The sequence below is a fragment of the Sphingopyxis alaskensis RB2256 genome, assembly GCF_000013985.1.
Taxonomy (GTDB): domain Bacteria; phylum Pseudomonadota; class Alphaproteobacteria; order Sphingomonadales; family Sphingomonadaceae; genus Sphingopyxis; species Sphingopyxis alaskensis.
Genome location: NC_008048.1, coordinates 1,808,669 through 1,822,824, shown reverse-complemented (window position 1 = coordinate 1,822,824; position 14,156 = coordinate 1,808,669). Strand labels below are relative to the sequence as shown.

General features: G+C 65.8%; 13 protein-coding genes. All 13 read left to right on the top strand.

From position 1 onward, the window contains the following. Window positions 1–3: 3 nt before the first annotated feature. The 13 genes from dapA (at window position 4) to SALA_RS08750 (ending at window position 14,131) form a co-directional block, all read left to right on the top strand. Window positions 4–879, top strand: a complete 876-nt coding sequence (gene dapA, locus SALA_RS08805; protein ID WP_011542024.1) for a 4-hydroxy-tetrahydrodipicolinate synthase — start codon at window positions 4–6, stop codon at window positions 877–879. Window positions 880–1,017: 138 nt separating this feature from the next. Then, a complete protein-coding gene (smpB, locus tag SALA_RS08800) occupies window positions 1,018–1,503 on the top strand; it encodes an SsrA-binding protein SmpB (protein WP_011542023.1) in 486 nt (161 codons plus the stop codon). Next, a complete protein-coding gene (locus tag SALA_RS08795; RefSeq protein WP_011542022.1) occupies window positions 1,500–2,165 on the top strand; it encodes a DUF2062 domain-containing protein in 666 nt (221 codons plus the stop codon). The genes smpB and SALA_RS08795 overlap by 4 nt, the downstream gene beginning before the upstream one ends. A 96-nt stretch (window positions 2,166–2,261) precedes the next feature. After that, window positions 2,262–4,322 carry a M13 family metallopeptidase gene (locus SALA_RS08790; RefSeq protein ID WP_011542021.1) on the top strand — a complete coding sequence of 687 codons (2,061 nt, stop codon included), beginning with the start codon at window positions 2,262–2,264 and terminating at the stop codon, window positions 4,320–4,322. A gap of 92 nt (window positions 4,323–4,414) precedes the next feature. After that, window positions 4,415–6,796: a hybrid sensor histidine kinase/response regulator gene (locus tag SALA_RS08785; protein WP_011542020.1), complete on the top strand. Its 2,382-nt coding sequence runs from the start codon at window positions 4,415–4,417 to the stop codon at window positions 6,794–6,796. Then, on the top strand, window positions 6,789–7,136 hold the full coding sequence (locus tag SALA_RS08780) for a response regulator (RefSeq protein ID WP_011542019.1): 348 nt from the start codon (window positions 6,789–6,791) through the stop codon (window positions 7,134–7,136). The genes SALA_RS08785 and SALA_RS08780 overlap by 8 nt, the downstream gene beginning before the upstream one ends. A 152-nt stretch (window positions 7,137–7,288) precedes the next feature. Beyond that, window positions 7,289–8,371, top strand: coding sequence for a recombinase RecA (recA, locus tag SALA_RS08775; RefSeq protein ID WP_011542018.1), 1,083 nt, complete (start codon window positions 7,289–7,291; stop codon window positions 8,369–8,371). Window positions 8,372–8,546: 175 nt separating this feature from the next. After that, window positions 8,547–8,804 (top strand): hypothetical protein, encoded by a 258-nt coding sequence (locus SALA_RS17640; protein WP_084764814.1) that lies wholly within the window; start codon window positions 8,547–8,549, stop codon window positions 8,802–8,804. An 85-nt stretch (window positions 8,805–8,889) separates the two neighbouring features. Then, window positions 8,890–9,705, top strand: a complete 816-nt coding sequence (locus SALA_RS08770) for an agmatinase family protein (protein WP_011542016.1) — start codon at window positions 8,890–8,892, stop codon at window positions 9,703–9,705. A 25-nt stretch (window positions 9,706–9,730) separates the two neighbouring features. Then, window positions 9,731–10,357, top strand: a complete 627-nt coding sequence (locus SALA_RS08765; protein ID WP_011542015.1) for a glutathione S-transferase family protein — start codon at window positions 9,731–9,733, stop codon at window positions 10,355–10,357. Then, window positions 10,347–10,922 carry a hypothetical protein gene (locus tag SALA_RS08760; RefSeq protein WP_011542014.1) on the top strand — a complete coding sequence of 192 codons (576 nt, stop codon included), beginning with the start codon at window positions 10,347–10,349 and terminating at the stop codon, window positions 10,920–10,922. The genes SALA_RS08765 and SALA_RS08760 overlap by 11 nt, the downstream gene beginning before the upstream one ends. Window positions 10,923–10,994: 72 nt before the next feature. Next, on the top strand, window positions 10,995–13,649 hold the full coding sequence (gene alaS, locus SALA_RS08755) for an alanine--tRNA ligase (protein ID WP_011542013.1): 2,655 nt from the start codon (window positions 10,995–10,997) through the stop codon (window positions 13,647–13,649). Beyond that, window positions 13,646–14,131: an SRPBCC domain-containing protein gene (locus SALA_RS08750; protein ID WP_011542012.1), complete on the top strand. Its 486-nt coding sequence runs from the start codon at window positions 13,646–13,648 to the stop codon at window positions 14,129–14,131. The genes alaS and SALA_RS08750 overlap by 4 nt, the downstream gene beginning before the upstream one ends. The last annotated feature ends 25 nt before the right edge of the window (window positions 14,132–14,156 follow it).

Sequence of the window (14,156 nt, the reverse complement as noted above, 5' to 3'; positions counted from 1 at the left end):
AGCATGTTTTCGGGTTCGATTCCCGCCCTGGTGACGCCATTCCGCGATGGAGCGTTCGACGCGCCCACCTTCGCGCGTCTTGTGGACTGGCAGGTCAAAGAAGGAACGAGCGCACTGGTTCCGTGCGGCACGACCGGCGAAAGCCCGACGCTGAGCTTTGACGAACATTATCGCGTGATCGACTGTTGCATCGAGGCGGCGGCGGGGCGCGTCCCGGTGATCGCCGGCTGCGGATCGAACGATACCGCGACCGCGATCCGCCATATGCGCCACGCGCAGGCGTCGGGCGCCGATGCGGCGCTGATCGTCGCGCCCTATTACAACCGGCCGAGCCAGGAAGGGATGATCGCGCATTTCAAGGCGCTGGCCGATGCCAGCGACCTGCCGATCGTCGTCTATAATGTCCCCGGCCGCACCGTCGCCGACATCAGCGCCGAAACGATGTGCAAGCTCGCCGAAATCCCGACCGTCGTGGCGGTCAAGGATGCGAGCGGCGACCTGGCGCGCGTGACCGTCCACCGCAAGGGGGCGCGGCACGGCTTCTGCCAATTGTCGGGCAATGACGAGCTGTGGCTGCCACACGCGGTGATGGGCGGCGCGGGCTGCATCTCGGTCACCGCCAATGTCGCGCCGCGCCTCTGCGCCGATTTCGCCGCCGCCTGTGCTGCGGGAGAGTGGACGCGCGCGCTGGCGCTCCATGACCGGCTGTTCGATTTGCACAAGGCGATGTTCTCCGACACGTCGCCGGGGCCGGTCAAATATGCGCTCTCGCGCGTCCACGACTGGTTTTCGCCCGAAGTGCGCCTACCTATCATTCCGGCGTCCGGCGCATCGCGCGCGGTCGTCGACGCCGCGCTGGCGTCGGCAGGAGTGATTTAGGCATGTTTCGCCCAAGCCTTTCCGATTCGTGTCGAGCGAAGTCGAGACGCCCATCGGCCGCGCGCGCCCTGGGGGTGTCTCGACTTCGCTCGATGCGAACGGACTAGGTTTGGCATAAGGTTCATTTCAGGTTTCAAGATGGTCCGTCCGCAGTCTGCCGCAGAGTTCGACAAGAAAAAGGTCGTCGCCGAGAACCGGCGCGCGCGCTTTGACTATGCCATCGAACAGGTGTTCGAGGCCGGAATCGCGTTGCAGGGGACCGAGGTCAAGTCGCTGCGCTTCGGCGAGGGGACGATCGCCGAAAGCTATGCCGAAGTGAACGGCGGCGAGGTGTGGCTGATCAACGCCAATATCCCTGAGTTCAGTCATGGCAACCGCTTCAACCACGAGCCGAAACGACCGCGCAAACTGCTGCTCAACTGGCGCGAGATCAACAAGCTGCACGCAGGCGTGGCCCGGCAGGGGATGACGCTCGTTCCCTTGAGCGTCTATTTCAACAGCCGCGGCCGCGCGAAGGTCGAACTGGCGCTGGCGAAAGGCAAGAAGGCGCACGACAAGCGCGAATCGATCAAGGAGCGCGACTGGAAGCGCGACAAGCAAAGATTGCTGAAGGACCGCGGATGAGCGGGGACACGCCCAAGGAGCCGGGGCTGCGCGAGGAGCCCGGGCTGCGCGAGAACCCCAAGCTGCGCGACAGGGCGGCGGTGATGAACTGGATCCGCCGCAACTCGCCGACGCGCGAGGAATTGCTGGCGAGCCGCTTCATCAAGCCGTTCGCCCACCGGGTGGCGCACAGCCATCTGTGGCGGTTCACGCGCACGTCGGTCCCGCGCGGCACCGCGCTCGGCCTGTTCGTCGGCATTTTCTTCCTCATCCCCGGTGTACAGATATTGGGCGTTGCGTTGCTCGCGCTGCCCGTGCGCGCGAACATCCCCATCGGCGCGGCGATGACCTTTCTGTCGAACCCGGTGACGACGCCGTTCATCATCCTCGCCTCGGTGTGGCTCGGCGACTGGCTGTTCGGACTGCAGGCGAACAGTGCGACCTTTGCGGCGATGATCGAACACGGGGCTTCGGTGGGCGAGTGGGTGCGCTGGACCTTTTCCGACGCCGCGCCGGCGATGCTGGCGGGGCTGTTCGTGATCTCCTTTGTCGCGGCGGCGGTGGGCTATGTGCTCGCCGCGATCTTCTGGGACAACTGGATTCGCCTGCGCTGGCGGCGCAAGCTGGCGCGCGCACGCGACCAACGACATGAGGCATCGACGAGCGACACGGCGGCCGGTTGAACCGGCCGTTCGCACGCGTATAGCTGATCCATCGCCGATCCGTGCCGCGCCCGTCCCGCGCGGATTGCCGCTTGCTGTTGATAACTGGGGAATATCATGACTTATCTGACCAAGACTTCGCGCCTGATGGCGAGCGCCGCGCTTGGCGCGCTGATGCTGACCGCCGTGCCTGCAACGGCCGGGGAAAAGCCTGCGGCTGCATCGACCACCGCGCCCGCCGCAAAGCCCGAACTCGGCACCTTTGGCTTCGACCTTTCGGGCATGGACAAGAGCGTCCAGCCGGGCGACGATTTTTACGCCTACGCCAACGGTAGCTGGGCAAGAAATACGCCGATTCCGGCCGACAAGTCGAACTTCGGCATGTTCACCGTGCTTGCCGACCTGTCGCAGTCGCGCACGCAGGAAATCCTCGAGGCAGCCAAGGCCGACCCGAACAGCATGATCGGCCGCGCCTATTCGGCCTTTCTCGATGCGGCGACGGTCGAAGCCAAGGGATTGTCGCCGATCGAGCCGTGGCTGAACCAGATCCGTTCGGTCGACAAGGCAGGACTCGCCAAGCTGCTGGCCGAGGCCGATCGCAACGGGGTGCGACATTTCTTTGGCGGCTATGTCGGTCAGGACGACAAGAACCCCGACGTTTATATCTACACGATGTTCCAGGGCGGCATCGGAATGCCCGACCGCGACTTCTACCTGAAGGACAATGAGCGCAACACCAAGCTGCAGGCCGCCTATCTGAAACATCTCGAAAATGTGCTGACGCTGGCGGGCGAAGCGAATGCCGCGGCGCGCGCCAAGGCGATCTATGATTTCGAGAAGCAGATCGCGACCGTCCATTGGGACAAGAACGACAGCAGCGACGCCACCAAAGTCTATAACAAGATGACAATCGCCGAACTCGCCGCCGCAGCGCCGGGCTTCGACTGGGCGACCTTCCTTCGTGGCATCGGCGTTAACGAGGAGTCGCTACTCGTGTCGCAGCCGAGCGCCTTCACCGGCGAGGCGAAGCTGATTGCCGACGCGCCGATCGGCGTCATCCGCGACATGCTGATCGTGCGCAGCCTCGACGGTTTTTCGGATGTGCTGCCCGATGCGATCGCCAGGGAAGCCTTTGCCTTTTACGGCACCGCGTTGTCGGGCACGCCGCAGATGCAGGAACGCTGGAAGCGCGCGGTCGATTTCACGACGAACAATATGGGCGAGGCGGTCGGTCAGGATTATGTCGCCAAATATTTCCCGCCCGAAACCAAGGCGGCGATGGACCAGCTCGTCAAGAATGTGCTGGCGGCGATGGGTGACCGGATCGACGGGCTGAGCTGGATGCAGCCCGAAACCAAGGTCAAGGCGAAGAAGAAGCTCGCCAATTTCACCACCAAGATCGGCTATCCCGACCGCTGGAAGGACTATAGCAAGCTCGAGATCAAGGCCGACGACCTGTTCGGCAATGCGCTGCGGTCCAACCAGTTTGCGCACGACGACAATATCAGCCGCCTCGGCGGGCCGATCCGCCGCTGGGAATGGGGGATGACCCCGATGACGGTCAATGCCTATGCCAATTTCGGCATGAACGAGATCGTCTTTCCGGCCGCGATCCTGCAGCCGCCCTTTTTCGATCCGCACGCCGACCCGGCGATCAACTATGGCGGCATCGGCGCGGTGATCGGCCACGAGATCAGCCATCATTTCGACGACCAGGGCGCGAAATATGACGAGACGGGCAAGCTCGCCGACTGGTGGACCCCCGCCGACGTCGCGGCATTCGAGGCCGCGGGCAAGGCGCTGATCGCGCAATATGACGCCTATGAGGTCTTGCCCGGCGAAAAGCTCGACGGCACCTTCACGCTCGGCGAAAATATCGGCGACCTCGCCGGCCTGACCGTGGCCTATGACGCGTACAAGAAGTCGCTCGGCGGCAAGGAGGCGCCGGTGATTGATGGCCTGACCGGCGACCAGCGCTTTTTCCTTGGCTGGGCGCAGGTATGGCGGCGCAATTATCGCGAGCAGAATCTGTCGCAGCGGATCACGACCGATCCGCATTCGCCCTCGATCCAGCGGACTTGGGTCTCGCGCAATCTTGACCCTTGGTATAAGGCGTTTCAGGTTAAGCCCGGCCAGACGCTGTACCTCGCCCCCGAAGAGCGTGTCCGCATCTGGTGACAAGCCGATAGAAAGAGTGTGATTTGACCGCGCAAAGCCTGTCCTCCGCTGATGGTAACGTCATCGGGGAGACGGGCCCTGCGGACACGATCATGCCGCCTGCGGCACTGTCGCGGCTCGATGTCGCCTTGCTCGCGGCGCTCGCGCTCGTCTCGGCCGTGCTGCTGTTCTGGGCCACGGGCAGCAAGATCCTTGCCGCGGGCTTTGTTGCGGGACTTGCGGTGGCCGCCGGCGGCGTGCTGCTGGTGCGGCGCCTGTTTCCCACCGCGGCGGGAGGCGAAGCCGCGACACCTGACTGGACCATGCTGCGCCAGGCCGTCAATCACGACGATGTCGCGATTGCCGTCACCGACCGCACGGGCCGCATGGTTTGCGCCAACGACCTGTTCGCCACCTGGATGGGCGGTTTTGTCACACCCCCCGGCCTGCCGGTCGACGGACGCGGCGCCGAACTGCTCAAAAACGCCGGGCGGACGGCGTGGCGCGATGGCGAGGGACGCGCCGATGACCTTGCGATCGGCCCGCTGCGATTGCGCGCGCAGGTGATGCGCACGGGGCAGGCGGAGGATTATCTGGTCTGGCGCTTTGCCGCGATCGAACGGTTCGATCTGGTCGCCGAACTCACGCGGCATCTGGGCGGTCCGGCGGGCCGGACGCTGGGCCATGCCGGGGTCATGGCGGCGCTGGTCAACAGCGAAGGCCGCCTTCGCGCTGCCAATGAGGCGTTTCTGCTGCGCGCACTCGGCGAGGAGGATGCCCGCCATTACGCCGGGCGCGATGTTGCGGCGATGTTGCGTATCGACGATGGCGGCGCCCTTTATTTTGCGCGCGAGGGCGACCGCGCGACGCCGGTGCGGCTGATCCAGATCCCGCTCGTTTCGTCCGACAGCAATTCGCCAGTGCTGCTCGCGATGCTCGACGAGGAGATGGGGCCGGCCGACCGCGGCACCGCGCAAACCTATGTCGAAACCTTGCTTTCGCTGCTGCCCTTCGGGCTGGCGCTCGTCGACCGCGACGGACGCTTCCTTTACATGAATCGCGCTTTCAAGCGTGCTGCCAACCTTCCTGAAGCCAAGATGCCGCGTTATCCGGGCGACATCGTCGTCGGCGAGGACAAGGGGCCGCTGGCCGACATGATCCGTCGTCACAGCAGCGGGCAACAGGTCGGCGGCGACCTGTCGATCCGCTTGGCTGGGCAGAGCGGCGATCCGGTGTCGATGCGCGTTGTCGGGGTGCGGGGCCTCGGCGAAGCGGCGGTGCTTTTGAGTCTCAAGGATTCGAGCGAGGAATCGCGCCTCAAGCGCCAGGTCGCGCAGGCGTCGAAGATGCAGGCGGTGGGCCAGCTTGCGGGCGGTGTCGCGCATGATTTCAACAATATCCTGACCGCGGTGCTCGGTGCGTGCGACCTGATGCTGATGCGGCATACGCCGGGCGACAGCGACTATGACGACATCCAGCAGATTCGCAGCAACGCCAATCGCGCCGCCAGCCTGACGCGGCAATTGCTTGCCTTTTCGCGGCAACAGACGCTGCGACCGCAGATATTGCAACTGCCCGACGTGATTTCGGAGGTGTCGCATTTGTTGAAACGCCTGATCGGCGAGACGGTGCAGCTTTCGGTGCATCACGGTCGCGGCCTCGGGGCGGTGCGCGCCGACCCCGGCCAGCTCGAACAGGTGATCATCAACCTGGCCGTCAACGCGCGCGACGCGATGCCCGGCGGCGGGACGCTGACGATCGAAACCTATCCGGTGTCGGCCACCGATGTGCGCCAGATGGGCAATGAGTTCATGCCACCCGCCGATTATTGCGCGCTGAAGGTCAGCGATACGGGCACCGGCATTCCCGCCGACATATTGCCCAAGATTTTCGAACCCTTTTTCACGACCAAGGATGTGGGCAAAGGGACGGGGCTCGGCCTGTCGACCGTTTATGGCATCATCAAGCAGTCGGCGGGCTTCATCTTTGCCGACAGCAAGCCGGGAGAGGGCACCAGCTTTACCATCTATCTGCCCGTCCACCGCGTCGCGGGTGACGCCCCGGCGGCGCCGCAGCCGCCCGCCAAGCCCAAAAAGAGCCAGTGGGGCAGCGGGACGATCCTGCTCGTCGAAGACGAGGACATGGTGCGTGCGGTCGCGGAACGCGCCCTGGCCCGCGCGGGTTATACGGTCGTCACCGCCGCGCAGGGCGAGGAAGGACTCGAACGTTTTGCCGGGATGGAGAAGGTCGATTTGGTCATCAGCGATGTCGTGATGCCGACGATGGACGGGTCGGCGATGGTGCGCGCGATGCGCGCCAGGCGCCCCGGCCTGCCGGTGCTGTTCATGTCGGGCTATGCCGAGGAACAGCTGCGCCAGTCGATCGACATCGACAATGTGTCTTTCCTGCCCAAACCCTTCTCGGTCGCGCAGCTGGCCGAGGCGACCTCGGCGGCGCTGGACGAGGCCGCGCATCGCGGGGGCCGGGATGGCTGAGCGGCGCATCCTGATCGTCGAGGATGATGTGCTGATCGGCATGATGCTGGTCGACATGTTCGACGCGCTCGGCCTGCCCGAACCCGCGCAGGCGACGAGCACGGACGAGGCGCTCGCGCTGATCGCCTCCGAGCCGCTGGCGGGGGCGCTCGTGGACATCAACCTCGGCGAAGAAAAGGGCTGGCCCGTCGCCGACGCGCTCGCCGCGAGGGGCGTGCCCTTTGCCTTCACATCGGGCGGGGGAGACGTCATTCCCGCCGAACATGCGAGCTGTCGGCTGATCAGCAAACCTTTCCGGATCGGCGACATCGAGACGGCGCTTCGGGCGTTCGGGGTCTAGGATCCTGACCCTAAGGGTCAGATGTGCTCGTCATCCGGGCGAAGGTCGAAAAGATAATTATGTTCCCCTCTTGTTCCACAAGAACAAATGTGGCACATGGGTCCGGCGTTGCGATGCGTCTGCGGTCGCTCTAGAGCAGGAAAGGACGGCAAATGGCCGGACAATTGTCACTCGTCGAATCGGGGAAAGCAGTGAACGGAACGGACAGGCAGAAGGCGCTCGACGCCGCATTGGCGCAGATCGACCGCGCCTTCGGCAAGGGCTCGGTGATGAAGCTGGGTTCGAAGGAAGCGATGCAGGTCGAGGCGGTCTCGACCGGGTCGCTCGGGCTCGACATCGCGCTGGGCGTGGGCGGTCTGCCGCGCGGGCGCGTCATCGAAATCTATGGTCCCGAAAGTTCGGGCAAGACAACGCTCGCGCTGCATTGCATCGCCGAAGCGCAGAAGATAGGCGGCACGGCGGCGTTCGTCGATGCCGAACATGCCCTCGATCCCGTCTATGCGCGCAAGCTGGGCGTCGATATCGACGAACTCATCGTGTCGCAGCCCGACACGGGCGAGCAGGCGCTCGAAATCGTCGACACGCTCGTCCGCTCGAACGCGATCGACGTGCTCGTCGTCGACTCGGTTGCCGCGCTCGTCCCGCGCGCCGAGATTGAGGGCGAGATGGGCGACAGCCATGTCGGGCTGCAGGCGCGGTTGATGTCGCAGAGCTTGCGCAAGCTCACCGGGTCGATCAGCCGTTCGCGCTGCATGGTGATCTTCATCAACCAGCTGCGCATGAAAATCGGCGTGATGTATGGCAACCCCGAAACCACGACCGGCGGCAACGCGCTCAAATTCTATGCCTCGGTCCGCCTCGACATCCGCCGCACCGGACAGATCAAGAATGGCGATGAGATCGTCGGCAACACCACGCGCGTGAAGGTGGTGAAGAACAAGGTCGCGCCGCCGTTCAAGCAGGTCGAGTTCGACATCATGTATGGGCAGGGCATCTCGAAGATCGGCGAAATCCTCGACATCGGCGTCAAGGCCGGGCTGGTCGAGAAGTCGGGCGCCTGGTTCAGCTATGATTCGATCCGCATCGGGCAGGGCCGCGAAAATGCCAAGACCTTCCTTAAGGAAAATCCAGAATTGATGGGCCGGCTCGAGGCCGCGATCCGTGGCCGCACCGACGCGGTCGCCGAAGAAATGATGGCGGGCCCCGACGACGACGTCGGTGGCGACGCCATCTGACGATCGTCCGGCCGGTTCGTGCGCTCGCGCGAGAACCGGTCGGCAAACGGCGGCGGGCCACGCGGCTTCCTTGTAACCGCGGACATCTGCACGCCCCTCTCCCCGCAGGTGGGCCCGCTTGCCGTTGATCGTCGGTGGATCAGATATACAGCGCGCCGCTCTAGAGCGCGATGACATGATATTGACCCACCGTGATTGCCCCCTGAAGTTCGTCGGCAAGAAGCGTCTCGCAGGACGGGCTGGTTGCCCGAACCAGAGACGCGCCGCTGTCCGGCGGGCTTCAGGGGGCAACCCCTCCGGGGCGGGTCGATTTTTGCCGATTGCCACGTTGCTCGTCGGGCGCGATGTCCCGCATCGCGCCGCTCCTCGCGCCTCGCACTCGGCCAAAATCGCCTCCGTCACGGTGGGTCAATATCAGGTCATCGCGCTCTAATGGGTCCTGACCCTAGCGGTCGCATGGAATCCCCGTGCAACGGAGCGCGCCTTGCGCGCCCGCTGGCAATGGCTACAGATGATCCATGCCCGCGATCCGCCTGTTCGGCTTGCCGACCGACATCAACAGCAGTTTCGAGCGCGGCGCCGCGGGTGGTCCGGCGGCGGTCCGTGCGGCGCTGTGGAGCGACCGCGGCAATATGGCGAGCGAGCTCGGCGGCGAAATTGGCGCTGACATCGCCTTTACCGACGATGGCGACCTGCCGCTCACCGAGAACAGCGCGCACGACGATGCCGCGATCCGCCGTCACGTCGCGATGCTGTGCGAGGATGGCGAGGTGCCATTGGCGCTCGGCGGCGATCATGCGGTGACCTTTCCGCTCGTCGAGGCCGCGGCGACCTGTTTTGGGCCGGTGAACATCCTCCATTTCGATGCTCACCCCGATCTCTATGACGATTTCGCCGGCAACCCGCGCAGCCATGCCTCGCCCTTTGCGCGCATCTGCGAGGGCGGTCACGCCAAGCGGCTGGTGCAGGCGGGTATCCGCACGCTCAACCACCATTGCCGCGAGCAGGCGGCGCGCTTCGGGGTCGAGATTGTCCCCATGGCGGGCTTCGCGCCCGACAAGGTGCCCGTGCTCGAAGGACCGCTGTATATCTCGATCGACCTCGACGGGATCGATCCGTCCGAAGCGCCGGGCGTCGCGCACCCCGAACCCGGCGGGCTGACGGTGCGCGAAGTCCTCGCGGTGCTGCACAGGCAGACCGCGCCGATCGTCGGCGCCGACATCGTCGAGCATCACCCCGGCCGCGACATCGGCGGCGTCACCGCGATCCTCGGCGCCAAGCTGGTGCGCGAACTCGCCGCGCTGATCGACCGCAACGGGCCTTACCGCCCTTGAATCCCCCGCCCGCAAAGGAGAACCCATGACCCTGATCGTCCACCACCTCAACAACAGCCGGTCGCAGCGCATCTTGTGGCTGCTCGAGGAAATCGGCGCGCCCTATGAGATCAGATTTTACGACCGCGATCCCGTGACCAACCTCGCGCCGCCCGAACTCGTCGCGGTGCATCCGCTCGGCAAATCGCCGGTGCTGGAGGACGGGGGCCGCGTCGTGATCGAATCGGGGGCGATCACCGAATATCTGTGCGAGCGGCACGGCGGCGGGCATCTGGTTCCCGAACGCGGCACCGACGACCATGTCAGCCACCTCGAATGGCTGCACTTCGCCGAAGGTTCGGCGATGACGCCGATCCTGCTGCGCATCTATACGGCGCGGCTCGGTGAGGCGGCGGCGCCGCTCGAACCGCGGATCAACCAGCAGCTCGACGCGCATTTTTCCTATATGGAAAGCCGGATTGGCGCCGCTGGCCATTTCATCGGCGACAGCCTGTCGGCGGCCGACATCATGCTGAGTTTTCCGGCCGAGATCGCGGTGATGCAGGGCATGGCGCCGCGCTATCCGAAACTCGCCGCCTTCGTGAACGCCTGCCATGCGCGCCCCGCGTGGCAGCGCGCGCGCGCGAAAGGCGGCGCCTATTATGGCTATTGACCGACGCGGCTGGCTGCCGCTCGTCGCGCTGACCCTGTGGCCGGGCGTGGCAGCGGCGCAGTTGCCGGCGCTCGGCCCGGCGGTCGAGCGGGTCGCGTCGAAGGCGACGGGCGTCGCGGCCGCCGACGAACGCGCGGCGATGGCGCGCTTCGCCGCCTATGTGATGGCGCTGGCGAAGCGCGATTATGCAAGCGCCTATGCGATGCTGCGCCTGTCGTTCCAGGCGGCAAACCCGCGGCTCGAATGGGAGATGAACCTGCGCAAGCGGCCCGTGCTGTGGGCCGACGGGACGCTGCGCGTGCTGCGGCTGAGCTGGTATTCGGACCCGGCAGGCCAACCACCGGGCCTGTATGCCGCCTTCGATTTTCGCGGCGACCGCGCCGACGGGACGATGGATTGCGGTTATGTCGTCGTCCACCGCGCCGTGCCCGACGCGGCTTGGACCGTGGTGCGCACCGACACGTCCGAGGTGCCGCCGGAGCTGATCGAGGAGGGCGTGCCCAAGGCCGACGTGCTGCGCCAGCTTCCCTGTTATCTGGGCAAGGGGATTGCGACGGCGTTCTGAGCGGTGTGGGCGATCGCCTCCATCGCGACGAAGCGGCTTGTCGCACCGCCGCAAAATGCCTAATTCGCGCGCATGACATCGACCAACGACATTCGCCGCTCTTTCCTCGACTATTTCGGGGGCGCCGGGCACCATATCGAACCGTCGGCGCCGCTGGTGCCCTACAACGACCCGACGCTGATGTTCGTCAATGCGGGCATGGTGCCGTTCAAGAATGTCTTCACGGGGCTGGAGAAGCGCCCCTACAGCACCGCCGCTTCGTCGCAGAAATGCGTCCGCGCGGGGGGCAAGCACAATGATCTCGACAATGTCGGCTATACCGCGCGGCACCATACTTTCTTTGAAATGCTGGGCAATTTCTCCTTCGGCGATTATTTCAAGGAACAGGCGATCCACCATGCCTGGACGCTGATCACCCAGACATGGGGACTGGCGCCGGAGAAGCTGACCGCAACCGTCTATCACACCGACGACGAGGCGTTCGACCTGTGGAAGAAGATCGCCGGCCTGCCCGACGAGCGCATTATCCGCATTCCGACGAGCGACAATTTCTGGTCGATGGGCGATACGGGGCCGTGCGGGCCGTGCAGCGAGATCTTCTATGACCATGGCGACCATGTCCGGGGCGGCCCGCCGGGGTCGCCGGAGGAGGACGGCGACCGCTTCGTCGAAATCTGGAACCTGGTGTTCATGCAATATGAGCAGCTACCGGGCGGCGAGCGCGTCGACCTGCCGCGGCCGAGTATCGACACGGGCATGGGGCTGGAACGCGTCGCGGCGGTGCTGCAGGGTGTCCACGACAATTATGACACCGACACCTTCAAGGCGCTGATCGAGGCGTCGGTGGAGCTGACCGGCGTTCGCGCCGACGAAGCGCACCGGGCGAGCCACCGCGTCATCGCCGACCATCTGCGCGCGTCGAGCTTCCTCGTCGCCGACGGGGTTCTGCCGTCGAACGAGGGGCGCGGCTATGTGCTGCGCCGGATCATGCGCCGCGCGATGCGCCACGCGCATCTGCTGGGTGCGAAGGATCCGCTGATGCACCGGCTGCTGCCGTCGCTGACCGCCGAGATGGGCGCCGCCTATCCCGAGCTGATCCGCGCGCAGCCGCTGATCGCGGAGACGCTGGAGCGCGAGGAGGTCAAGTTCCGCCAGACGCTCGACAAGGGGCTGCGCCTGCTCGACGAGGCGACGGCGGACATGGGCAGGGGCGACACGCTGGTCGGCGACGTCGCGTTCAAGCTCTATGACACCTATGGTTTCCCCTATGATCTGACCGAGGATGCGCTGCGTTCCAAGGGGATTTCGGTCGACCGCGCGGGCTTCGACGCGGCGATGGCGCAGCAGAAGGCGGCAGCGCGCGCGGCGTGGAAGGGCAGCGGGCAAAAGGCATCGGAAGAAATCTGGTTCGACCTTGCCGAAACGCACGGCAGCACCGAGTTTACCGGCTATACCTCGACGTCGGGGGAAGCGACGGTGATCGCGCTGGTCAGGGACGGCCAGCCGGTCGAGGAAGCCAGGGCGGGCGACGAGGTCATCGTGCTGACCAACCAGACACCCTTCTATGGCGAAAGCGGCGGCCAGATGGGCGACGCGGGGATGATCGCGACGCTGGAAGGCGCAAAGGCCTCGGTCAGCGACACCGGCAAGCCGCTCGGCCGCCTGCACACGCATCAGGCGAAGCTGGAGGCAGGGACGCTGAAGGTCGGCGACACGGTGCAGTTGACCGTCGACGCCGAACGTCGCGACCGCATTCGCGCCAATCACAGCGCGACGCACCTGCTGCACGCGGCGCTCCGCAACCGGCTGGGCGGGCATGTGACGCAGAAGGGCAGCCTGGTCGCCGCCGACCGCTTCCGCTTCGACTTTTCGCACCCCAAGGCGCTGACCGCGGCGGAAATCGCCGACATCGAGGCGGATGTGAACGCGCAGATCCGCGGCAACGAGCCGGTGACGACGCGGCTGATGACGCCCGACGACGCGATTGCGGCGGGCGCGCTCGCGCTGTTCGGCGAGAAATATGGCGACGAGGTGCGCGTGCTCGCCATGGGCAAGGCCGACGATCGCAACTATTCGGTCGAGCTTTGCGGCGGGACGCACGTTCGCGCGCTGGGGGACATCGCCCTGTTCAAGATCGTCAGCGAAAGCGCGGTCTCTTCGGGCGTGCGGCGCATCGAGGCGCTGACCGGCGAAGCGGCGCGGCAATGGCTGAACGGGCGCGACGAGGCGCTGAAGGCGGCGGCGGCGGCACTCAAGACGTCGCCCGACGAGGTGCCGGCGCGTGTCGCGCAGCTTGCCGAGCAGCTTAAGAAGGCCGAGCGCGAGCTGGCCGATGCGAAGAAGGCGCTCGCCCTTGGCGGTTCCGGGGGCGACGGCGGTGCCGCGGCGGGTCCGGCGGTCGAGCAGGTCGGCGATGTTGCGTTCCTGGCGCAGGTTGTCGACGGGCTCGATCCCAAGGAGCTGCGCGGCACGGTCGATGGCCTCAAGAAGCAGGTCGGCAGCGGCGTCGCGATGCTGGTTGCGGTCAATGACGGGCGCGCCTCGGTCGCGGTCGGCGTGACCGACGACAAGACGGGGCACCACAGCGCGGTCGATCTGGTCAAGGCGGCGGTCGTGGCGCTGGGCGGGCAGGGCGGCGGCGGGCGCCCCGACATGGCGCAGGGCGGCGGCCCGAACGGCGGCGCGGCGAACGATGCCGTTGCAGCGGTGAAGGCCGCGCTCGCTTGAAGCCGACGAAAAAGACGCGGCGCACCGATCATGCCGAGCGGCTGATCGCGGCGCCGCTGGTCGATGTGTTTGCGGCCTTTACCAGCGCCGACACGCTGGCGCGCTGGTTACCGCCGGATGGGGCGACGGGGACGTTCGAGCAGGTCGACCTTTGCGCCGGGGGCGGATTTCGCCTGCGGCTGACGTTCGACGACCCGGAGGTCGAGACGAAGAGCGACGACGACGGCGACGTCGTTGACGTGCATATCCCGGTGCTCGACGACGGGCGGCTGATCGTGTGGGAGGTCGCGTTCGAATCGGACGACCCGCGCTTTTCGGGAACGATGGCGATGCACTGGTATCTGTCGCGGCAGGGCGGCGGCACGCTGGTGACGGTCGATGCGCACCATGTGCCGCCGGGGATTTCGGCGAAGGACCATGTGGCGGGGCTGAACTCGTCGCTGGCGAATTTGGCGAGGGTGGTGGAAGGCGCGAGCAGCTAATAATTCCGTTCGCATCGAGCGAAGT

Excerpts from the sequence above, each read along its gene's own strand:
- dapA (WP_011542024.1), top strand. The coding sequence starts at position 4 with ATGTTTTCGGGTTCGATTCCCGCCCTGGTGACGCCATTCCGCGATGGA.
- recA (WP_011542018.1), top strand. The coding sequence starts at position 7,289 with ATGGCCGGACAATTGTCACTCGTCGAATCGGGGAAAGCAGTGAACGGA.
- SALA_RS08785 (WP_011542020.1), top strand. The coding sequence starts at position 4,415 with ATGCCGCCTGCGGCACTGTCGCGGCTCGATGTCGCCTTGCTCGCGGCG.
- SALA_RS08770 (WP_011542016.1), top strand. The coding sequence starts at position 8,890 with ATGCCCGCGATCCGCCTGTTCGGCTTGCCGACCGACATCAACAGCAGT.
- SALA_RS17640 (WP_084764814.1), top strand. The coding sequence starts at position 8,547 with ATGATATTGACCCACCGTGATTGCCCCCTGAAGTTCGTCGGCAAGAAG.
- SALA_RS08760 (WP_011542014.1), top strand. The coding sequence starts at position 10,347 with ATGGCTATTGACCGACGCGGCTGGCTGCCGCTCGTCGCGCTGACCCTG.
- SALA_RS08765 (WP_011542015.1), top strand. The coding sequence starts at position 9,731 with ATGACCCTGATCGTCCACCACCTCAACAACAGCCGGTCGCAGCGCATC.
- SALA_RS08780 (WP_011542019.1), top strand. The coding sequence starts at position 6,789 with ATGGCTGAGCGGCGCATCCTGATCGTCGAGGATGATGTGCTGATCGGC.
- alaS (WP_011542013.1), top strand. The coding sequence starts at position 10,995 with ATGACATCGACCAACGACATTCGCCGCTCTTTCCTCGACTATTTCGGG.
- SALA_RS08790 (WP_011542021.1), top strand. The coding sequence starts at position 2,262 with ATGACTTATCTGACCAAGACTTCGCGCCTGATGGCGAGCGCCGCGCTT.
- smpB (WP_011542023.1), top strand. The coding sequence starts at position 1,018 with ATGGTCCGTCCGCAGTCTGCCGCAGAGTTCGACAAGAAAAAGGTCGTC.
- SALA_RS08795 (WP_011542022.1), top strand. The coding sequence starts at position 1,500 with ATGAGCGGGGACACGCCCAAGGAGCCGGGGCTGCGCGAGGAGCCCGGG.